The organism is Tabrizicola sp. T74, from assembly GCF_057219935.1.
Window position 1 is genome coordinate 396,941 of sequence record NZ_JBXVVT010000002.1, and the last position, 20,190, is coordinate 417,130.

At 63.6% G+C, this 20,190-nt stretch carries 21 protein-coding genes and 1 pseudogene; 14 read left to right on the forward strand and 8 right to left on the reverse strand.

Annotated elements, in window-relative coordinates; translation table 11 throughout:
* Positions 1 to 68 precede the first annotated feature (68 nt).
* The 14 genes from phnF (at position 69) to AC2EAL_RS08700 (ending at position 11,451) form a co-directional block, all read left to right on the forward strand.
* On the forward strand, positions 69 to 794 hold the full coding sequence (gene phnF, locus AC2EAL_RS08635; RefSeq protein WP_484723789.1) for a phosphonate metabolism transcriptional regulator PhnF: 726 nt from the start codon (positions 69 to 71) through the stop codon (positions 792 to 794).
* Positions 787 to 1,215, forward strand: coding sequence for a phosphonate C-P lyase system protein PhnG (locus tag AC2EAL_RS08640; RefSeq protein ID WP_484723790.1), 429 nt, complete (start codon positions 787 to 789; stop codon positions 1,213 to 1,215). Before phnF ends, AC2EAL_RS08640 begins: the two co-directional genes overlap by 8 nt.
* Positions 1,215 to 1,748, forward strand: coding sequence for a phosphonate C-P lyase system protein PhnH (phnH, locus tag AC2EAL_RS08645; protein WP_484723791.1), 534 nt, complete (start codon positions 1,215 to 1,217; stop codon positions 1,746 to 1,748). The genes AC2EAL_RS08640 and phnH overlap by 1 nt, the downstream gene beginning before the upstream one ends.
* Positions 1,748 to 2,800 carry a carbon-phosphorus lyase complex subunit PhnI gene (locus AC2EAL_RS08650; protein ID WP_484723792.1) on the forward strand — a complete coding sequence of 351 codons (1,053 nt, stop codon included), beginning with the start codon at positions 1,748 to 1,750 and terminating at the stop codon, positions 2,798 to 2,800. The genes phnH and AC2EAL_RS08650 overlap by 1 nt, the downstream gene beginning before the upstream one ends.
* Positions 2,797 to 3,711 carry an alpha-D-ribose 1-methylphosphonate 5-phosphate C-P-lyase PhnJ gene (locus AC2EAL_RS08655; protein ID WP_484723793.1) on the forward strand — a complete coding sequence of 305 codons (915 nt, stop codon included), beginning with the start codon at positions 2,797 to 2,799 and terminating at the stop codon, positions 3,709 to 3,711. Before AC2EAL_RS08650 ends, AC2EAL_RS08655 begins: the two co-directional genes overlap by 4 nt.
* A 53-nt stretch (positions 3,712 to 3,764) precedes the next feature.
* Complete coding sequence (locus AC2EAL_RS08660) at positions 3,765 to 4,508, forward strand: ATP-binding cassette domain-containing protein (protein WP_484723957.1); 744 nt, start codon at positions 3,765 to 3,767, stop codon at positions 4,506 to 4,508.
* Entirely contained in the window at positions 4,495 to 5,208 is a 714-nt protein-coding gene (locus tag AC2EAL_RS08665; protein WP_484723794.1) for a phosphonate C-P lyase system protein PhnL, read from the forward strand. Before AC2EAL_RS08660 ends, AC2EAL_RS08665 begins: the two co-directional genes overlap by 14 nt.
* A complete protein-coding gene (locus AC2EAL_RS08670) occupies positions 5,195 to 6,364 on the forward strand; it encodes an alpha-D-ribose 1-methylphosphonate 5-triphosphate diphosphatase (protein WP_484723795.1) in 1,170 nt (389 codons plus the stop codon). Before AC2EAL_RS08665 ends, AC2EAL_RS08670 begins: the two co-directional genes overlap by 14 nt.
* 88 nt (positions 6,365 to 6,452) lie before the next feature.
* Positions 6,453 to 7,259 (forward strand): phosphonate ABC transporter ATP-binding protein, encoded by an 807-nt coding sequence (gene phnC / locus AC2EAL_RS08675; RefSeq protein WP_484723796.1) that lies wholly within the window; start codon positions 6,453 to 6,455, stop codon positions 7,257 to 7,259.
* Between the two features lie 26 nt (positions 7,260 to 7,285).
* A complete protein-coding gene (phnD, locus tag AC2EAL_RS08680) occupies positions 7,286 to 8,188 on the forward strand; it encodes a phosphonate ABC transporter substrate-binding protein (protein WP_484723797.1) in 903 nt (300 codons plus the stop codon).
* 65 nt (positions 8,189 to 8,253) lie between these two features.
* Positions 8,254 to 9,156 (forward strand): phosphonate ABC transporter, permease protein PhnE, encoded by a 903-nt coding sequence (gene phnE / locus AC2EAL_RS08685; RefSeq protein WP_484723798.1) that lies wholly within the window; start codon positions 8,254 to 8,256, stop codon positions 9,154 to 9,156.
* Positions 9,153 to 10,010 carry a phosphonate ABC transporter, permease protein PhnE gene (phnE, locus tag AC2EAL_RS08690; RefSeq protein WP_484723799.1) on the forward strand — a complete coding sequence of 286 codons (858 nt, stop codon included), beginning with the start codon at positions 9,153 to 9,155 and terminating at the stop codon, positions 10,008 to 10,010. The genes phnE (AC2EAL_RS08685) and phnE (AC2EAL_RS08690) overlap by 4 nt, the downstream gene beginning before the upstream one ends.
* A complete protein-coding gene (locus tag AC2EAL_RS08695) occupies positions 10,010 to 10,828 on the forward strand; it encodes a transglutaminase-like domain-containing protein (protein WP_484723800.1) in 819 nt (272 codons plus the stop codon). The genes phnE (AC2EAL_RS08690) and AC2EAL_RS08695 overlap by 1 nt, the downstream gene beginning before the upstream one ends.
* A gap of 14 nt (positions 10,829 to 10,842) precedes the next feature.
* Positions 10,843 to 11,451 (forward strand): DapH/DapD/GlmU-related protein, encoded by a 609-nt coding sequence (locus tag AC2EAL_RS08700; RefSeq protein WP_484723801.1) that lies wholly within the window; start codon positions 10,843 to 10,845, stop codon positions 11,449 to 11,451.
* A gap of 79 nt (positions 11,452 to 11,530) precedes the next feature.
* Here AC2EAL_RS08700 and AC2EAL_RS08705 read toward each other — a convergent pair.
* The 8 genes and pseudogenes from AC2EAL_RS08705 to AC2EAL_RS08740 form a co-directional block, all read right to left on the reverse strand.
* Positions 11,531 to 12,058, reverse strand: a pseudogene (locus AC2EAL_RS08705) (IS6 family transposase); the annotation flags it as partial.
* Positions 12,059 to 12,172: 114 nt separating this feature from the next.
* A complete protein-coding gene (locus AC2EAL_RS08710) occupies positions 12,173 to 13,087 on the reverse strand; it encodes a PHP domain-containing protein (RefSeq protein WP_484723802.1) in 915 nt (304 codons plus the stop codon).
* A 9-nt stretch (positions 13,088 to 13,096) separates the two neighbouring features.
* The gene (locus AC2EAL_RS08715) at positions 13,097 to 14,026 is read right to left on the reverse strand and encodes a DMT family transporter (protein WP_484723803.1); all 930 of its coding nucleotides are present in this window, start codon (positions 14,024 to 14,026) and stop codon (positions 13,097 to 13,099) included.
* Positions 14,027 to 14,035: 9 nt separating this feature from the next.
* Complete coding sequence (locus tag AC2EAL_RS08720) at positions 14,036 to 14,893, reverse strand: metallophosphoesterase family protein (protein WP_484723804.1); 858 nt, start codon at positions 14,891 to 14,893, stop codon at positions 14,036 to 14,038.
* 56 nt (positions 14,894 to 14,949) lie between these two features.
* On the reverse strand, positions 14,950 to 16,236 hold the full coding sequence (locus AC2EAL_RS08725) for an ABC transporter substrate-binding protein (protein WP_484723805.1): 1,287 nt from the start codon (positions 16,234 to 16,236) through the stop codon (positions 14,950 to 14,952).
* Between the two features lie 39 nt (positions 16,237 to 16,275).
* Positions 16,276 to 17,115, reverse strand: coding sequence for a carbohydrate ABC transporter permease (locus AC2EAL_RS08730; protein ID WP_484723806.1), 840 nt, complete (start codon positions 17,113 to 17,115; stop codon positions 16,276 to 16,278).
* Complete coding sequence (locus AC2EAL_RS08735) at positions 17,115 to 18,029, reverse strand: carbohydrate ABC transporter permease (RefSeq protein ID WP_484723807.1); 915 nt, start codon at positions 18,027 to 18,029, stop codon at positions 17,115 to 17,117. The genes AC2EAL_RS08730 and AC2EAL_RS08735 overlap by 1 nt, the downstream gene beginning before the upstream one ends.
* Entirely contained in the window at positions 18,026 to 19,192 is a 1,167-nt protein-coding gene (locus tag AC2EAL_RS08740) for an ABC transporter ATP-binding protein (RefSeq protein WP_484723808.1), read from the reverse strand. The genes AC2EAL_RS08735 and AC2EAL_RS08740 overlap by 4 nt, the downstream gene beginning before the upstream one ends.
* Positions 19,193 to 20,190 lie beyond the last annotated feature (998 nt).

The following is a 20,190-nucleotide window of genomic DNA, read 5'->3' on the forward strand; positions in this document are numbered from 1 at the left end:
TCATCCATCTGTCGCAACCTGGCGTCATACCCGAGTCATTCGAATGACTGAAACCAGGAGCACGGACCTTGGGGCGGGAAAGCTGGCGTCGCATACGTGACGGACTTGCAGCAGAAATTGACGGAGGTAGCTTGCCACCGGGAGCGCAGCTGCCGACAGAATCCGCCCTTTGCGCGCAATTCGAGACCGGCCGCCATTCCGTACGGCGCGCGGTGCAGGCGCTGGCGGTTGAGGGTCGCCTGCGTGTGGTGCAGGGGCGCGGGACCTTTGTCGAGGCGGCTCCGTTGATCCGTTATGCGATCGGTCGGAGGACGCGGTTCCGCCAGAACCTGCTCGATCAGGGTCTGACCCCGTCCGGTGAGCCGCTGGCTGCCGAGACCGTCCCCGCTCCTGCCGCTGTCGCCGAAGCGCTGGAGATCAAGACCGGTGAGCCGGTGCATCGCCTGTTGCGGCGCGGGCTTGCCGACGGCATTCCGGTGAGCCTCGGACTGTCCTGGCATCCGGCCGCCATCCTGCCGGATTTTCTGCAGCAGCGAGCGGCAGGTCTTTCGGTGACCGAAGCCTATTCCGCACATGGAATCGGGGACTATTACCGCAAGCGGACCGAGATCTTTGCCCGCCGCGCCAACCAAGAAGAAGCGCGACTTCTTTCCCAGCATCCGGACCAGCCGGTGATGGTGGTGGTCAAGACTGACGTGGCGCCGGATGGACTCTTGATCGGTCATTCCGAGGCGATTTGGTCCGCCGACCGCGTGCGCTTTTCCATCGACAGCCTGGAGGCAGAGGATGCTTGACCTTAGCGAGACAGGAGACCTTGGCGCATACCTTTCGACCCTGGCACGGAGCTGTCCTGAAAGGCTGAAGGCAGTGGCCGAAACCCTGCTGCCGCAGCTTGGCCCAGTCGAGGTGGTCCAGTCCCGCACCGGGCTGGTGATGCTGCCCTTCCGTGACACGGTTCAAGGGACGGATTTCTTCCTGGGTGAGGTTCTGGTGGCCGAGGCCCATATCCGCGCCGCGGGGGTCGAGGGCTATGGGATGGTGACCGGGCGCGATCTGGAACGCGCCATGGCGATGGCCGTGCTGGACGCCGGGCGGGCGCTCGGCCTGCCGGAGGTGGCGGACTTTTCCGCCCGCGAAGCGGCGGGGTTGGCTGAAGAGGACGCGGCTCTGCTGCGTCGGGTTGAGGCGACGCGTGTCGAGATGGAGACTTTCTGATGGGCCTGCCACAACCCACCCCTGATGACCTGCGCGATACGGCCGCCTTCGAGGCGTTGATGTGGGCCATGGCGCGGCCCGGCACGGTGCACAGCCTGCCCGAGGGTATGGCCGATTTGGCGCTTGCCCTGCTTGACCGGGAAACCCGCGCCCATGTCGAGGACCCTGCACTGGCCCGTTGTATCGCGGCCACCGGGGCGGCGCTTGTCGCGCCCGACCGGGCAGACCACGCCTTTTGCGCGACGGCCGAAGGCGCCATGGCGGCGCTGGCCGTGCTGCCTGTCGGATCGGCGCTTTATCCTGATGAAGGCGCAACGCTGGTGATGTCTGCGATCATCGGTGAGGGGGTTCACTTGCGCTTGGCCGGGCCGGGGATCGACGGGCAGGCGACACTGCGTCTTGGCGGGTTGCCGGCGGGCCTGCTCGATCTGCGTAGTGCCCGCTGTCGGTATCCAGAGGGTATCGATCTTGTCCTTATCGATGGGCAGCGTCTTGTCGGACTACCACGATCCACCGCCGTGGAGGTTCTCTGATGGCCTATGTCGCAACGCGAGGCGGGGAACGCGCCATCGAACAGGCCGAAAGGCTATATCGTGCGGCTCTTGGTCCGATCACACCCGAACGGGTGGCGCAGGTCCGTAACGCGCTGCCCCTTCTGGTGGATCGGGTGATGGGCGAGGCGTCGCTCTATGACCCCGATCTTGCGGCCTTGGCGCTGGCACAGGCGGGGGGAGATCTTTACGAGGCGGTGCTTCTGCTGCGGGCGTGGCGCACCACGCAGCCACGACTGGCGATTGCCGAACCCGTGCAGCAGGGGGAAATCCTGACCCATCGTCGCATCTCGGCGGCGTTCAAGGATATTCCGGGCGGCCAGATCCTTGGGCCGACCCTCGATTACTCCCACCGCATTCTGGCGACGGAGGTGCTTGAGGGCGAAACCTTCACTCCGCCGCCGGTGACACCAGCGGCGCATCCGGCCCCGGCCCGGCAGCCCAGTCTGGCCGATTGGCAAAAGGCCAACGGTCTGGTCGCTGACCCGCCACGCAGGGATGTTGCCCTTGATGCCATTCCGGATGTCACGCGCGAACCGCTTTTGTTTCCGGCCAGCCGCGCGCACAGCCTGCAATCTCTGGCCCGGGCCGATACGGGCGGGCTTTTAGCCTTGGGCTATTCCGCGATGCGCGGCTATGGCAACGCCCATCCCACCGTGAACGAGTTGCGCCTTGGCGAGGCCGAGGTGATGGTCCGCCACCCTTCGGGCACCCTGTTTTCGGCCGGGCGGGTGCGGGTTTCGCAGGCCGAGGTGACGTCGAAGGGGAAGTCGGGGCAATTGGACCTTGGCTTCTGCGCCGCCTTCGGCTGGAACGAGGTCAAGGCCATCGCCGGGGCCACGCTGGATCTGAACGCGCCGGGGGCGGCCAAGGGGTCGCCGGTCGAGGAAGAGTTCGTCCTTTATCACACCGAGCCGGTCGAAGCCTCGGGCTTCTGCATCCATTTCAAGCTGCCGCATTATGTGACCTTCCAGTCGTCGCTTGACGCGCTGCGGGGCGCAAAGGCCGCCAAGACCGAAGAGGTTCCGGCATGACCCTGTCCAGCCTGACCAAGCCTTGGGCCGCGATGAGCTGGGGGTTCCTCGACGCCTCGGCCAAGCGCGAGATGCGGCGCAAGATGGTGAAGGCCATCGCTGTGCCCGGTTGCCAGATGCCCTATGCCAGCCGCGAAGTGCCGATGGCGCGCGGTTGGGGTACCGGCGGATTGCAGGTCACGCTGACGCTCTTGCGGACGAATTCGGTCGTGAAGGTGATTGATCAGGGCGCGGATGACAGTGTGAACGCCGCCTCGATCCGACGCTTCCTGTCGCGCGTGTCGGGCGCGGCCGAGACCTGGGACACGCTTGGAGCAACGCTGATCCAGAGCCGCCACCGCGTGCCGGAGGAGAAGCTGCGCGAGGATCAGGTTCTGGTCCTGCAAGTTCCGAACCCCGAACCCCTGCGCCCCGTGCAACCAAACATGTCGATTGCCCGCCAGATGCACGCCGACGCCGATTACGGGCGGCTGTGGCTGGTGCTTTATGAACAGATGGTCCGGTCGGGCCGCATCATGCAGGGTGCGGCTTATCCGTCGCTAGTGAATGGGCGACATGTGATGACGCCGTCGCCCATCCCGCGCTGGGACGTGCCGAAGCTGCATATGGCGCAGCATCTGACATTCCTTTCGGCGGGTCGCGAGAAACGACTTTACGCCGTGCCCCCCTTCACCAGGGTGGAGCCACTGGTCTTTTCCGACGTGCCCTACAAGGTGGAGGATCATGCCGATCTGGCCTGCCATCGGTCGGGGCTGCGGGGCGTGTTCATGAATGAAATCCCGCAAGAGGGCGGCGGGTCGCTGTTCGAAGCTTCGGACAGCAACCTTGGTATCAAGGCGATCCGCCGGGCAGAAGGCGCACCCGCGACTATCGGCCCGATGTGGTATGAAAACGGAAAGTTCAAGCCATGACGATGATGGACCGCTTGCCCCCGGCGCTGGTGACAGGCGCACCGCTGATTCGGATGAGAGGCGTGTCGCGCCGTTTCGGCGCGGTAACGGCACTGGAGGATGTGCATGTCACCGTTTGGCCGGGCGAGGTGCTGGGCATCGTCGGGGAAAGCGGATCGGGCAAGTCCACGCTTCTGCGGATGATGAATCTTGAGGATACGCCGGACGCGGGCGATTATCGGCTGGCCCTGCCCGACACCCCGGGAAACCTGTTTGAACTGGACCGCTTTGCCCGCCGTAAGCTTTGCGCGCTGCGGATCGGGATTGTCTATCAGAACCCGCATCTGGGCCTTCTGATGGGGCATTCCTCATCGGGCAACGTGGCCGAACGCCTGCTTGTGGCGGGCGAGCGCAGCTTTGTCGCGCTGCGCGCCCGGGCGAAGGCCGCGCTGGAGGCCAGCGAGTTTCCCCTGACCCGGATGGACGATCCGCCAAAACTGCTGTCGGGGGGCATGCAGCAAAGGGTGCAATTAGCCAAGGCCATCGCGCTGGAACCCGCGCTTCTCTTGCTGGACGAACCCACCACGGGGCTCGACGTAAGCGTTCAGGCCCTTGTCCTCGACACGCTGAAGCGGCTGCAACGCGATCTGGCGATCACAATGGTCATCGTCAGCCACGACCTCGGCGTGATCCGCACCATGGCCGACCGGGTGATGGTGATGCGCCATGGCCGGGTGGTCGAAGAAGGGCTGGTCGACCAAGTCTTCCAGGACCCGCAGCACCCCTACACGCAGGAGCTGGTCCATGCCAAACTCTGAACCCCTCCTGCGGGTGGAAGGCCTGTCCAAGACCTTCACCATGCACCATCTCGGCCAAAGCCTGCACGCCTTCACTGGCATCAGCTTCGACCTGCGGCCTGGACAGTTCCTGCTCTTGAAAGGGCCGAACGGGGTCGGCAAGTCCACGCTTCTGCGCACGATCTGGCGCAGCTACCTGCCGGACGCCGGACAGGTCTGGTTCCGCCATGCGGGCGGCATGATCGACCTGGCCCGAGCGGCTGACGTCGACATCGCGCAGCTGCGGCGGCGCGAAATGGGCTTTGTCACCCAATTCCTGCTCGCCCGGCCCCGCGTCTCGGCGGAAGAGATCGTGGCCGAGCCCCTGCGACGGTCCGGTCTGCCGGGCGAGGAAGCGCTGGCCGATGCCCGGCACTGGCTGGCGGCCTTCGGGGTCAAGCGCGACCTCTGGCGCGCCTATCCGACCAATTTCTCTGGGGGCGAGCAGCAGAAGGTGAACCTGGCCCGCGCCCTGATCCAGCCACCGCGCCTTCTGCTTCTGGACGAACCCACGGCGTCCCTCGACGTGGGCGCCCGGACCGCGCTGGTCTCCCGCCTGCGCGAGTTGAAGGCCGCGGGTGTCGCAATGATCGGCGTCTTTCACCATCCGGGCGATGTGGCGGCGCTGATCGACGGCGAGATTGAACTGCAGGCAAGAGAGGCAAGCGATGTGGCTGTCTGATTTCCGTATCGTTCTGGAAGACCGAGTCCTGCCGTGCGGAAGCCTCCGGATCGAGGGCGAAACCATCGCCGAGGTGCGCGACGGCATCGTCCCCGGTGCGGCGCTTTATGGCGAAGGGCTGCTGCTTATGCCCGGTTTTATCGACATGCATGGCGACATGATCGAGCGCGAGGTGGAACCGCGCCCGAACGTCAAGATGCCGATGGAACTGGGCTTGCGCGACCTCGACCGGCGGCTGAAGGTATCCGGCGTGACCACGGCCTATGCGGCGGTAAGTTTCAACCCCAAGTCGGCTTACGGCCACATGCGCAGCTATGAACATTCCAAGGACATGCTGCGGGCGCTGAAGGAGATGCGATCGATGCTGAAGGTCGATCACCGCGTGCATGCCCGGTTCGAGATCAATTATCCGAACGCTCTGTCCGTGGTCGAGGAACTGATCGCCGATGGCACGGTGGACCTTGTGTCCCTGACCGACCATACGCCCGGACAGGGCCAGTATCGCGACCTGGAACATCTGGCCCGGCGCACTCAGCGCGACCTTGGCCTGACGCCCGAGGAGGCCGAGGCGCATATCCAGGACCGGATCGACGAAAAGCGCGCCCATGCGGGCGACGTGGCAGCGACGCTGGCAGCAATCTCGCGCATCTGCGCGGCGCATGGCATTCCGCTGGCCAGCCACGACGACGATACGGTGGACAAGGTGGCACTGATGCAGTCGCTGGGCGCCACGATCAGCGAATTTCCCGTGACGGTCGAGGCGGCGTCAGAGGCGCGCGCGCGCGGTCTAGCGACCGCGATGGGCGCGCCGAATGCGGTGCGCGGCGAAAGCTATTCCGGCAACCTGTCCGCACGCGCCGCGCATGCAGCCGGGCTTCTGGACATCCTCGCCGCCGATTATCATCCTTCGGCCATCCTTCCGGCAGTGCTGGAGCTGGCGAAGACCGATCCCGCCGGGCTTTCCGGCGCCACGCGGCTGGCCACGCTGAACCCGGCGCGCGCGCTTGGGCTGACGGATCGCGGGGCAATCTCCGTTGGCCTTCGCGCCGATCTCGTGATCGCCGATGACGCCGGCATCGGGCACGTACGCTCCACGTTCCGGGGCGGGCGCAAGATCTTTTCCGACGGATCGCTGACCCTGGATGCCGCAGCCTGAACCGGCGTCTTGGAAGCGTCACATAGCCGTGTTGGAAAATTCATTCGGATGACTCTGTGAGGTTACCTGATGCGCAAATGATGGGGTCATGCAACAGCACAGCCTCATCCTCTCGGACGTCACCCGCCGCTTCGGCGAGACAACGGCGGTAAGCCGCGTCTCGCTGGAAATCCCTGCCGGGCAGTTTGTCGGGGTCATCGGGAGATCGGGCGCCGGCAAGTCCACGCTCTTGCGGCTTATCAACCGGCTGATTGACCCCTCGGAAGGCACGATCCGCCACGGCGACCGCAACATCACCGGGCTGCGCGGCAAGGCGCTGCGCGACTGGCGCCGCGACTGCGCGATGATCTTTCAGCAATTCAATCTGGTCGACCGGCTGGATGTGCTTTCGAATGTGCTCGTGGGCCGGCTGGCCGACCATGGCTTTCTGTCCTCGATGGCAATGTGGTTCAGCGACGCTGAACGCGCTGAGGCCTTGCGCGCGCTGGACCGGCTGGATTTGCTACCCCAGGCCCTGCAACGGGCAGGAACCCTTTCGGGCGGCCAGCAGCAGCGCGTCGCCATTGCCCGCGCCCTGGTGCAGAAACCCCGCATCATGCTGGCCGACGAACCCATTGCCAGCCTTGATCCCGGCAACGCCACCCGCGTGATGGAGGCCTTGCGCACGATCAACGCCGAAGACGGGCTGACCGTCCTTGTCAACCTGCACACCATCGACACCGCCCGCACCTACTGCCAGCGCATCATCGCCATGCGCGAAGGCCGGGTGTTCTTTGACGGCTCGCCACGGCAGCTGACCGACGATGTCCTGCGCGACATCTACGGCAGCGAGGGGCTGGCCGAGTTTTCCGAATCCGTCACCTCGACCTCTGTCAGGGCCAAGGTGCCGGCCTGACCCCCAACCCCAGAAGGGAGCCTACCATGCGTCTGCTCACCACCACTGCCTTCATCGCGCTTGCCGCCGTTCCGGCGATGGCCCAGGACTGGAAGACCGATTACCGTATCGTCCGCTTCGGCATCCTGTCAGGCGAGAACGAAGCCGACCGGATCGCCCGCTGGACCCCGTTCGAAGAGCATCTGGAGAAGACCCTCGGCGTCGACGTCGAAATCTTCACTGCCGGCAACTATGACGGCGTCGTGCAGGCGCTGGCCTCAGGCCAGATCGAATTCGCCTGGCTTGGGCCCTCGGCCTACGCCGCTGCCTGGACCGAAACCAATGGCGGCGTGATCCCGCTGCTGACCACCCAGCAGAACGATGACTCGGTCGGATACTACAGCGTCGTCGCCACCCGGTGCGATGCTGGCTACAAGACGCTGGACGACCTGAAGGGCAAGACGATGGCCTTTGCCGACCCCGACAGCGCCTCTGGCTACACGGTCCCCTACTACAACCTGCACGCCCAAGGCTACATTCCGGAAGAGTTCTTCGGCGCCGTCCCCTTCTCGGGCAGCCACGAAGCCGGAATCATGGGTGTTGTGAACGGCCAGTTCGATGCCGCCGCGACGCACTGGACGAACGAAACCTCTGGCAACATCCAGCGGATGGTCGAGAAAGAGATGATCAAGGCAGGCGACGTCTGCGTGGTCTGGACCAGCCCCCTGATCATGGCCAGCCCCTTCACCGCGCGCACCAACCTGCCGCAGGGTCTGATCGACGACATGAAGAAGGTGGTCATGGCCACCCCGACGGATGCTCCGGACGTCTTCAAACAGGTCACGGGCGGCGACTCGTCAACTGCGAAGGGCTATGTCGAAGTCACGCATGACCAGTATCAGATCCTGATCGACATGCGCGACTGGTTCAAGGCCAACCGCGACAGCTGAGATCTGGCGATCCTCGTCCGCGGGCGGGCCAGCAAGGCCCGCCCCACCCCTGCCCGGAAACCCAGATGTCCGCAGCCATCCTTGCCTTTGAGCGCGACTATGCCCTGCACCGGCGCAGAGCCCGCATGACCTTTGTCATCGTGACCGGCGTGTTGGTCCTCTTGTTCCTGCTGACCGCCGACGCGTCGAATTTCTTTAAGATCACCCAAGTCACCCTTGCAGACGGCAGCCGAGCCGAGCGCTGGGTCATTGGGGCCGGTCTGCCGCGCCTGGGCGAATACATCGCAAAAACCATCCCGGACATCAGATGGGCGACTCTGGGCAGCGACATTGCCGTTTGGTTTGCCCGCTGGCAGATCTGGGCGCAGCTTTTGCTTGAAACGGTGCTGATCGCCTTCATGGCGACGGTGCTGGGCGTTGTCGGCGGGTTCATCCTGTCCTTTCCCGCCGCGCGCAACCTTGCGCCCAATGCTTGGGTGATGTGGCTGTGCAGGCGCTATCTCGAAATCGCCCGCACTGTGCCGGAACTGATCTTCGCACTGATCTTTGTCTTCTGCTTTGGCGTCGGACCCCTGGCCGGGGTGCTGGCCATCGGGCTGCATACGGCGGGGGCTTTGGGCAAACTATACTCGGAAGCCAATGAAAACATAGACATGCGCCCGCTTGACGGGGTTAAGGCCGCGGGCGGGTCCTGGTTCGACATGATCCGCTATGGGGCCGTGCCACAGGTGCTGCCGAATGTGCTCAGCTACACGCTTCTGCGGTTCGAGATCAACGTCCGCGCCTCCTCCATCATCGGCTATGTCGGGGCCGGGGGGCTGGGCCAAGAGTTCCGCACCGCAATGTCCTATCAGGAATACACCGACCTTTCGGCCCTGTTCATCATCATTCTGGTGACCGTGACCGTGATCGACCGGCTGTCGGAAATGCTCCGTCACCGCGTCATCGGGATGGAGGCCCGCGCATGACCATCACCCCCGAAGCCATCGCACAGGCCCGCGCTGCCCACCCCCTTGCCTTCCGCGCACCCTTGACCGTGCGATTGCGCCGAGCTGCGCTTTGGACCGGCTTTGTGCTGCTGTTTGGCTGGTGCCTGTACGATTTCGGCTTCTCACCCGCCCGCATCTGGGAGGGACTTGGCCGCCTTGGCCGCGTGCTGTCCTTCATGTTCCCGCCGCATGTCTGGACAACGTGGCAAGAGTTCGCGGACATCGGGAAAGGCTTGATGGAAACCCTGTCCATGGCTTTCCTGGGTACGCTTCTTGGGGCAGTCATCGCCTTCCCGCTTTGCTTTCTGGGGGCCAAGAATATCAACCGCTTGCCGTTTCTGCGTTTCACAGTCCGGCGCGGCTTTGACGTTATTCGCGCCTTCGAGACGCTGATCCTTGCGCTGATCTTCATTCGGGCCTTTGGTCTTGGGCCGCTGGCCGGGGTGCTGGCGATTGCCGTGGGCGAGATCGGAGTGTTGGCAAAACTATTTGCCGAGGCGATTGAGAATACCTCGAACAAGTCGGTCGACGGAGTCGTCGCGGCAGGCGGCAGCCGGACGCAGTCGATCCGCTTTGCGGTGCTGCCGCAGGTGATGCCGGTGCTGCTGTCGATTACGCTATACAACTTCGAATCCAACGTGCGGTCCGGCACGATCCTGGGCATCGTTGGCGCGGGCGGGATAGGGTTCCTCTTGGCCGACCGGATCACCGCCTATCGCTGGGACGAGGCCTGGTCGATCATCTTCCTGATCATCGCCATGGTCTACCTGATCGACTGGCTGTCGGACCTGATCCGCGCCCGGTTCATTGGCACTTGGGAGGGGGCACGCTGATGGGCTTCACCTTGGACGTCACGGTTCCGGGCACCTTAGGGCCAATCTTCGCCCCTGCGGGTCTGTCGTCACCACAAGCCGACTGCACAGGCTGCACCGTGAATGGTGGCACCCTGCGCCGTCTTGTCGAGCCCACGTCCGGACAAGAGATCCTGCTTGTGGACCCGGATGCACCCGACGTGACCTTCCGCTATAGCTATGCCAATCACCCGGGCCAGTATCCCGAAGCGATGTTCTACCCCGCTCCGTCGCGCTTTACCCGCTGGGCCCCTGCGCTTGAGGCCGAAGCCCGTGCCGTGGCGGGCGAGGGTGATGATCTGACCCGCGCCATTCGGATTGCCCGCGCCGTGGCCGAACGGTTCGACTACGGCCACCCGGAACAGAGATTCACCGACGGGTTCGACCATGTTCCGCATCTTGCCTGCGGCCTGACCGAAGGGTCCTGCGTCGACATCCACACCTACTTCCTGGCTTCGTTACGGGCGGCGGGGATCGAGGCGGGTTATGTGGTGGGCTACTTCTTCCCCGAGATCGGAGAATGCACCAGCGGGCATTGCTGGGCGGTGACCCGGATCGACGGGAAAACTCAGGAATGGGATATCTCGCATTACCTGCAGATCGGGCGGCGCGACGCCGGTCCGGCGCTGAACCCCAAAGGCGGCTTTCGCTTGCCCGTGGGCCACTCCACGGCCCTTTGCCAGCCTGAGATCGGCTTTGCCGACCTGAAGCTGCTGGTCGAACCGATGGTGATGAAGGACGGCCAGCCGGTCCGCTTTGACACCAAGAGCATATGCCTTTCGCTGCCCGCAATTGCCTGACCTGGATCCTCGAGATGAAACTGCTGACCGAAGCCCCGACCGTCCACCACACCGCAACGCTTGTCGACTGCAGCCTGGGCAAATGGACGGAAGTCATGGCCCATGTGACGATGCGTGAGGTCACCTTTGGCGACTATTCCTACATTGTCCGGGGCGGCAACGTGGTCTGGTCCAGCATCGGCAAGTTCTGCTCCATCGCCGAGGGCGCGCGGATCAACCCGGGAAACCATGCCACCTGGCGCGCGGCACAGCACCATTTCACCTACCGCGCCGCCCAGTTCGGGCTGGGCGAAGATGACGACGACTTCTTCCAGTGGCGCCGAGACCATTGGGTGACCATCGGCCATGATGTGTGGATCGGCCATGGCGTCACGCTCCTTCCCGGTGTCACAATCGGGACGGGCGCCGTGGTCGGCGCGGGGGCGGTCGTTTCCAAGAATGTCGCCCCTTACGAGATCGTAGGCGGTGTGCCTGCCCGCCACATCAAATGGCGCTTCGAACAGCCTCAGGCGGAAGCGCTGCAAGAGATCGCGTGGTGGGACTGGGACCATGCGCGGCTGAAGGAAGCCTTGCCCGACATTCGTGCGCTGGACATTCACGCCTTCATCGAAAGATACGTATAGCCCGACAATGGATGATGTCAGTCGGCGCTCTCAGACGACGCGAACCAGTCTCCGTTGCCACTACCCCACTACCGGGTAAGGCTGTGAGAAGACTGCGCCACTCGGCGAGGGCGGCGGCACGGGTCGTCTTATCGGCGCCGCGATCTTGGAGGTGGCGCTCCTTCGGAAATTGGTTGTGGATCGAGGCGTGTACTGAGGCGAACTTCTGCAACGTCCGCATGCGCCGGAACCGCAACATCGCTCGCTTGCGTCATTGGAGTGACTGGTGCTAATTCCCGACCCTGTTGCTTAGCCAGCGACCTATCATGCGGTCATCGTCGCGGCCGAGCTCCTATTAGGTTGCGCCTTAAACGCAGTTGATCTTCACGAATACTTCGTCCAGGTGCCACCGCCAGTGTCGATGGGCTCGATTCGCCTCCACACGCTTACCCCTGCTCTCCACAGCATACATTGGGCTGAAGCTGTTCCAGCGGAACCGCACGGTCACTTGGCTCAGATCAATGCCTCGCTCGTGCAAGTGGTCCTCGACGTTCCGCAGCGACAGCGGAAAGCGGATGATCCCGGATCTCGTCTTGAAGTACCGGAAAGGGAGCCTTTGGTCATCCAGACCGCAAACCGGGCACCCCGCTTGTCTCAAACGAAGCTCTTCTGACAAAACCGGCCTGTCCAAGGTGATTGGGTAAGTGGGAGCGGTTGTCGGGAGGACATGGCCAGGTCCCGGTCACCCAGGAAGACGGATGGGGTTGGACCAGGCGCGCCGTCCTGCCGCATCTACGACGACAACCCGCGACCAGTCGCCGGAGAAAGTCGAGACGTCAAGACGGGCTGATGTCATCGACTTGCCGGACATCGTGCGCGACCGTGCCCGGGGACCCAGGACCGTGATCCGCTCGACTGGCGAGGACTCGATCTCCAGAAGACCATCAGCAAGCCTGATCTGGCGAAGGTCCGGGCCCTGGCTCGCGTAGAAGTCGCCTCGCTTCAAGGCGGCAAGGATGGCTTCGGGGGCAAGCGTCTCAGACTTGACCATCACCCAGCCGCCAAAGGCATCGGCGTTTGAATTGACCTCGTCCCGGAAATGGGCGTCGTCCGTGGCGATTGCGTTCAGGTGGATGCCATCCAGAAGCATCTGGTCCAGCATGTAAGTGCCGTCCGGGCGGTCGGCCTGCACCGCGCAAGTATGGTTGTAGACCTCGATCGCATCGGCGAAGGCGACGGTCCGCGCGTCCTCAAGCGTCAGACCATACCATTGCGGATGGGCAATGGCGACGAAGGCCCCGGCTTCTTGCGCGCGACGGGCAAGGTCGGGGCCGGTTTCGCCGGACTGCGGCGGGGCGAAATCGGCGGGTAGGCCCACGGCAAGGATGTGCCAGATCTCGCCGTTCGCCAGGCTGGGCGCGTGAAGCTCTGCGCCAAGGATCGTGGTGAAATCCTCCGTCCGGTAACCCGTCGTGTCGGTGATCGGGTAGTCGAACTCCTGCATGAAATGGTCCGACTGGCAGTAGAAGTGATAGCCCTGCGCTTGGTAGCGACGGGCGACCTCTTCAGGCGGCAGGGCACCGTCCGACCGGGTGGAGTGGCAATGCAGATTGCCGCGCCAGAAGCGACCAGGCTTGTCGAAGGGGGAAACGATCATGGAATATCCTCAATGTGTGTCGGGGTTGGCGGGGGGCAGCGTTGGGATGCGGGCAGCGTTGCGCGTGATCGTGTAGGTGGCTGAGGCGATGACAAGAAAACCGCCGATGACCGTGGCCCAGGTCGGAACCTCGCCGTAGAACAGCCAGCCGGTGGCGGCCATCAGGACGAGGCGCAAATAGCCCAAGGGCGCCACTGCAGACGCGCGACCCAACCGGATCGCTGCCGTGAAAAGCCAGATGCCGGCGGTAAAGATCATGCCCATCGCAAGCAGGATTGCCGCCTCGGCCAATGTTGGGGTCACCCAGCTTTGGGCGGCCAGCGGTGCGGACAGGACGGCAACGACCAAACCTTGCCAGAAAAGCACGGTCACCGTGGTGTCATGCCCGGATCCCAGACGCAGGGCGATCATGCTGAGGGCGCCACAGACCGACCCGGCCAGCGCCACGAGCGCATAGGCGTCAAAGCCGTCGCCAAACGGGCGGATCATGATCAGGACGCCCAGAAAGCCAATGGCCGTTGCCGTCCACCGACGCCAGCCCACCGGTTCGCGCAGGACAAGGGCTGCAAAGGCGGTGGCGATCAGCACCTCGGCCATCCCGATGGCGGTCGCATCGGCCAGCGGGATGTGGATGATCGACGTCAGGCCGCAGTACATGGCACCGATGGCCAAGAGGCCGCGCGTGAGGTGCAGGACAAGGCCGGTCGGATGCAGGATGACCCGACGACTGGCCCAGAACAGCGGCGCCATCAGGGCCAGCGCCAGCACCTGACGCAGGAAGATGACTTGCGAAACCGGGATGCGGTCGGAAATCATCCGCATGAACACCGCCATTGCGCTGAACACGACAAAAGCCGCGATCATCAGGATCGAGGCTTGCAGGTCGGGTGACATACCCTCGATCCGTTGTCGCACCGGCAGGGGGAGAGTGGCAGGCATCAGTCCGTCTCAGACCACATGGGGATAGGGCCGCTTGACGATCTCGTAGTAACCGTGCGGTTCGGTGTTGCCCCAGCTGGCGATGTCATGCGCGATCATCCAGCGGGCGGCGAGCCGTTCCGTCGTGAAAGTCTGTCCGTCGAAGCGGTGCACAAGGAAGCCTACCGTGGCTTTGCCGCCATGGCCGCCTTCGGTCGTCACGAAGGACGTGGCGGGTGCCCATTGGTAGACCACACCATTGCGCTCTGCCCGGCGTTCCTCATGCAGGTGGCCCGAGGCGACAAGCCGCACGGTCGGATGGGCATCGATCAGGGACAGAAGGGCCGCGCGCGCCTCGGGCAGGATCACGGCATGGCTGCGCGCCGGATCGGCCGGGTCATCAAGATAGACGGGATAATGCAGGAAAAGCGCGATGGGACGTGTCGTTTCGGCAAGGGTCGCTGCAAGCCAGTCGTGCTGATCGGCTTCCGCCGCAAGGCCGCTGCCCAGAAGCTGGCTGTTGATGCCGATCAGGCGCCAGTCGCCGATGTCCTGAAGAAAACGATCCGCTCCCATGGCGTCCAGATAGGCCGCGTGCCGCGCCTCGGTGATCGGCTGATGCAGGCCGCCCTCAAAGGGCACAAGCCCGACGTCGTGGTTGCCGGGCACCGCAGACCAACGCGCGCCCAACCGGTCGAACTGGCGGGCAGCAAAGGCGACGTCGGCAATGTCATCCGGGCCGTTCAACGCCAGGTCGCCGGTGATCACGATGTGATCCGGCGCGATGTCGGCCATCGCCTCAACCACCATCTCGAAATTGAACTGAAAGTAGGGACGCGACGCGCTGAGGTGCGTATCGGTCAGCTGGACAAGCGTGAATTTGGTCATGATGCGCCTTTGCGGGAAATGGGCCGGGAGCATGTCGCCCCCGGCCCGGCTTTTCGTCAGATCAGACCCTGCGTGTCGGACACCATCTTGGCCAGCACATCGGCCACCGGCATTTCGCCGCGCATGGCGAGGTTGATGTTCTCGCGCTGGATGTCGATGATCTTGTTCGAGTTCTTGCCCGGATAGCCGAACCATTTGCGAGCGACCGGGATCTGTCCGACACTGGTCAGGTAGTTCGGGTTTTCCTTGTAAAAGCCGCCCAGATACTGCTCCTGCTCGGCGATCAGGCTGGTCGGCATGTAGCCCGAGAACTTCACTGCCACGGTCTGGCCTTCCGGACCCGAGATCCACTTGGCAAAGCGCCACATCGCATCTTTCTTGGCCTCGTCGGTGCTGAGCATGACGAGCGCATTGCCCCCCGTCGGCAGACGGCCATTGGTGGCGTCGGCCAAGGGATAGCGGGCGGTGCGCAGGGTGAAGTTCGTGCCGACGCTGTCGGTCGTGCCGCGCAAGCTGGCCGTCGACTGCACGATGATGCCGGTCTTGCCGGCGTAGAACTGCTGCACGCCCTGCTGGGTTTCGCGCAGGTTCATCTTGGCGTCATCGACGAAGCGCTTCGTAAGGGTCAGCGCCGCCAGACCCTTGTCATCGCCGAAGGCCACGGTCTTTTCGGCCGCATCCATCAGCTCTCCGCCGTTGGAATAGACCAGGGCCTGCCAGAACCAGTCGCCTGCCTCGGTGTGGATCGCCATGAAGAAACCGTCGATGTCGTCGCCAAGCGCGTCGATCTTGGTGGCCAGCTCGAACACGCCGTCCCAGGTGGTGGGGAAGTTTTCCGGATCGCCGCCAGCCTGCTTCACCAGCTCTTCGTTGAAGTAGAAGATCGGGGTCGAGGTGTTGAAAGGCATCGCCATCTGGGTGTCGTCGAAGCGCCCCAGATCAAGGATGCGCTGCGAGTAGTTCTCGGTCTTCCAGGCATCGCCTTCGGTGGCGAAGAAGCTGTCCAGATGGGTGATCTGGCCCCGTTCGGTCAGCTGGCGCGACAAGGGCGGCAGCAGGTGGAAGCCCGAATAGTAGATGTCGGGCAGCTGGTTGGTCATCGCCTGCCGCAGGATCAGCGAGTGGCCTTCCTCATAGGTCGGCGGCGAGGTGTTGAAGGTGATCTTCACATCCGGGTTGGCTGCCATGAAAGCATTGGCAATCTCGGTGTGAAAGCCGTCATGGCCGGGAAAGCAATGGGTGACCGACAGCTCGACGCCGGTCTGCGCGCGGGCGATCATCGGGGCGGCAAGGCCAAGGGCAGCGAAACCTGCGGCCGATTGAAGAAGCGTTCTGCGATCCATGGGGAACCTCTTGGGGCTGGGGGGATAGGGGAGCCGGGGCTATTTCACCCCGGTCATGGTGATGCCGCGCACGAACTGCCGTTGCGCGAACAGGAAAACGATGATCAGCGGGGCGGTGATGATCGCGGCCCCGGCCATCAGCGCGCCGTAGTTCGACCCGGTCTCTTGGTCGCGGAAGATCATCATGCCGAGGGGCGGCGTCGCATGATCCGACGATGTCGTGACGATCAGCGGCCAGTAGAGGTCGTTCCAGTGCGAGGTGATCGAGAACACCGCGAAGGCGGCGATTGCGGGCACCGCCGAGGGCGTGATGATCCTGATGATGATCTCAAGTTCCGTAAAGCCATCGAGGCGGGCGGCATGGATGATTTCCTGCGGGAAGCTCTTGAAGAACTGGCGGAACAGGAAGATGCCGAAGACCGACAGGAAGAACGGCAGCATGATCGCGAAGTAGGTGTTCAGGAGGCTCAGGTTCGCGAGTGCGATGTAAATCGGCAATGCGGTAACCTGGACCGGCACGGTCAGGCCGAAGAGCACCAGTGCAAAGATTACCGGCTGGGCGCGGAACGACAGCTTGGCCAGCGCGTAACCGGCTGGAATGGCGAACAAAAGCTGCACCACAAGGATGCCGGCACAGACGATCACCCCATTCAGCATGTATTGCAGCAAGGGCGACTTCGTCAGCGCCTCGGAATAGTTGGTCACACCGGCAAAACTGGACGGGATCGGGTTGAACCCTGCGGTAAACACCTCGGAGGCCGGGCGGATCGAGGTCAGAAGCATCCAGACGAAGGGCAGAAGGATGAACGCCGCCCCAAGGATCAGGACGAAATGCGCAGCGATCGACCCGATCAGACGGTCCTTGCGAACATGTGCCATCAGTAATGCGTCCTTCTGTCGATCACGAAGGCCTGGACCAGTGCGACCACCAGCACGAAGACCAGAAAGACGATGGTCATCGCCGAGGCGGGACCCATGTTGAAATCCTGGAACCCGACCTTGTAGAGCGTGTAGAGCAGCACATCGCTGCGGCCCTGCGGATTGCCGCGGGTGATGACCGCGACCGTGTCAAACACCCGGAAGGCGGTGATCGTGGTAGTGACCACGACAAAAAGCGTGGTCGGCCCCAGCATCGGCCAGGTCACGCGGGCAAACCGGTCCCAGGCACCGTCGGCGCCGTCGATGTCGGCAGCATCGTAAAGATCGCGCGGGATGGCGGTGAGACCTGCCAGAAACAGGATCATGTTGAAGCCGACGAGCTGCCAGATGCCGATGACGGCAAGCCCAACCAACACAAGATTGGGGTCACCGAACACGTCGAACTCGCCCCAGCCCAAGGCCCGCGACAGACTGGTGACGGGCCCAAGCGAAGGGTTCAGAAGAAAGTGCCAGACCACCGACATCGCGATCAGCGTAGTCGTGACCGGCAGGAAGAATATCGTCTGGTAGATCGCCTTCGACTTCGTGCGCTCATGGACGAGGATGGCAACAACGAGGCCCAGAATGACCGATCCAGGCACCACGATGGCCACGTAGATGAAGGTGTTCCCCAGCGAGCGCAGGAAAACCCGGTCGCTGAAGATCTCGGCATAGTTGCCAAGCCCGACCCAGGACCAGTCCAGCGCGCCCAACTGGTAATCCGTCAGGCTCATCATTAACACGACGATGATCGGCGCGATCAGGAGGACGAGGATCAGCACCAGCGCCGGAGTGGCAAAGGCATATCCCGCCACCGCTTCGGCACGCATCTGGGTGTTGCGACTGACGGACGGCCGGGCGACAGCGATGGTCATGCCGACACCATCGTGCGCAGTGGGGCGCGGGCGGGCCCGTCAACCCGACGGCCCTCGGCATCGAACACCAGTGCCCGCGAAACATCGACGCTGATCGGCACGACCTGATCCAGCCGCCCGCGATGCGCCTCGTAAGTGTCCAACGTGGCGCGCAAGGTCAAAGGCGCGCCCGTGTCGGGCAGAACGAAGTGCAAAAAGACCTCGGCCCCAAGGTTCTCCACGTGGCTTAGCTTGGCCAGCATCCTCGCCCGCCCTGCCACCGGATCAAGCGTCAGCGCTTCTGGGCGCAGGCCGACGGACACAACCTGACCCCGCGGCACGGTCACGTTGATCGGCAACAGGGTATCCCCGACCATCACGCCGTCGCCGGTTGTGGTGCCCGATACGATGTTGACCTGGGGGCTGCCGATGAACCGCGCCACACGCAGGTCGGTCGGGTTGTGGTAAAGCTCGGACGGGGTGCCAAGCTGCACGATGCGGCCTTCATCCATCAGCGCGACGCGGTCTGACATCGTCATCGCCTCGACCTGGTCGTGGGTCACATAGATGAAGGTGACGCCCAGACGGCGGTGCAGGTCGGTCAGTTCGGTGCGCATGTGGACGCGCAGCTTGGCGTCAAGGTTCGAAAGCGGTTCGTCCATCAGGAACACGTCGGGATGGCGCACCATCGACCGGCCCAGGGCGACGCGCTGCCGCTGCCCGCCTGACAGTTGCGCGGGCTTGCGCGCCAAGAGCGCCTCGATCTGCAGTTGCTTGGCGACGGTGTCGACCTCGGCCGCGATTTCGGACATCACACGGCGCCGGTTGGGGCTGAGCCTGCCGATCAGCGGCAGACGTTCGGCAAGGTTCAACCGCTGCATCACCAGCGGCATCGACATGTTCTCGGCCACGCTCATATGCGGGTAAAGCGCGTAGGACTGGAACACCATCGCGACGTTTCGCTGTTTCGGGCGCAAATGGTCCACTTCGCGCCCGCCGATCTGGACCGAGCCTGCGTCCTGAGGCTCCAACCCCGCGATCACCCGCAGGACCGTGGACTTGCCGCAGCCCGAAGCGCCAACGAGGGTGAGAAACTCGCCATCCCGCACCGACAGAGAAACGTCCTTCAGCACATGCGTTGTCCCGAACGCCTTGGAAATGTTCGAAAGAGTCAGGTTCGCCATGGACAAGCCCCTTCTGCCGGACTGGATGTCCGCCGTTTGCAGTCTGCAAATGTGTCAGTTGCATCCGCCGCAGGCGCGGCGAGATCAGCATTGCCTTGAAGCTGGTGGTGCAGCTCTTGGCGCCGCGACAGGGCCCATGACGGGCTCATGACCGACGACAGGCGAAGGGATAGCCATGGCGGGTGAACCTTGGATGGCGCTGATGTGAAATGTTGGAATCATTCGGATGACTGTTACGGTCGGGGATCGGCGGCTGCGGAACAGTTCATGTCTGGTGCCGTCGATGGCCGGCCCGGATCGAGAGGTCCAGTTGAGGTCCTGATCGGAGTTGTCAGAGGAAACCAGTCTGCTCGGCCTGTGGCTGCTCAGTTGTTGGGCTGCAGCGCTCGGTTTCAACACAGTTGTCCTCGAAGGCAGTAACTTATGCCGTCAGATCTAGTGGGTGGGACGTCAAGCAGTCAGTACGGCGGTTCCTCTGACAATGCCGCCGCGCCTGACACCTCGCGAGCTTCCCCAACAGCGACCTGCCCCAATCCTGGGCGGCCCAGCGACGAATTTTCGCGGCCCTCGCCTACAAGCACCGTCACCGGCACAGATGATCGTCCTTGGCACCGTACAGCGAAGTCCGCGGCGAGCCGGGTCCAACGGAACTTTGGGTGCCCATTGGTGCCAAATTGGAGCGCCCTGTTATTCTGACGAATTACCCCGAAAACGGGCGCGAACAGGCCCTGTTACCGGGCCTAAACACCTGTTCTGCGTCAAAACAGGAAACTGGTTCTTTGCGGCGCAAATCCCTGAATCTCCGTCCCTATCTGGCACACAGGTGCGGATTCCGCGCGATCCAGGCCTGTTCTTGCCCCGAAAATCGCCAAAAAATCCCCTGTTCCGCGCAAACTCCACCTCGTTCCGGGCAGCCGGAGACCGGGCCGCGCGAAGGGCCGGAACTGGCTTGAACAGGGGTGGGATCGGCTGGAGAGGAACCGGATGACGGTCGGAAA